Origin of the sequence: Streptomyces enissocaesilis, from assembly GCF_039533765.1 — a bacterium.
GTDB lineage: Bacteria > Actinomycetota > Actinomycetes > Streptomycetales > Streptomycetaceae > Streptomyces > Streptomyces enissocaesilis.
Window position 1 is genome coordinate 1 of the sequence record NZ_BAAAUD010000063.1, and the last position, 582, is coordinate 582.

The following is a 582-nucleotide window of genomic DNA, read 5'->3' on the forward strand; positions in this document are numbered from 1 at the left end:
GCGCGGCCCGAAACAGCGGTAGTAGGCCACCTCCCCGGTGCTGATGTTGCGCCGTGCGAGGACCCAGCCGCGGCGGCCGTGCGGGAACTGCTGCCGGATCGGCGTGGCGACCCAGTCGTAGACGCGGGGCCCGTGTGCGCCGTCGCCGCAGGACATCCGTGTCCACGCGCCGGCCCGCACCTTGGCGATGAGCTCGTCCACGCGCGTGGTGGTGCGCAGCCCGGAGGGCACCTCATCGTCGCAGCGGGTGGCCATCACATAGGCGATGTCCTGCTGTTCGCACCAGGTACGCAGGCCCGGGTTCTGCCCGTAGGCCTCATCCGCGGTGAACCAGGCGAACGGCACTCCCGCTGCCACAGCCCGCTGCAACATCGTCTGCGCCTGCTGCGGTTTGGTCGCGAACTCGACCTCATCGGGCACTTTCGCCTTACGGCAGCGGTCCCGATCGCTGGTCCAGGCCTTCGGCAGGTACAACTCCCGGTCGATCAACGCCCGTCCCGCTGGACTGGTATACGCCAGGAACACTCCGATCTGGCAGTTGTCGACCTTGCCGCTGGTACCGGTGTACTGCCGCTGCACTCC

1 protein-coding gene is annotated in these 582 nt (G+C 68.7%); it reads right to left on the reverse strand.

Annotation, left to right across the window (positions count from 1 at the left end; all coding sequences use genetic code 11):
* On the reverse strand, positions 1-582 hold a 582-nt coding region (locus tag ABD374_RS31510; RefSeq protein WP_344500036.1), incomplete at both ends, for an IS701 family transposase.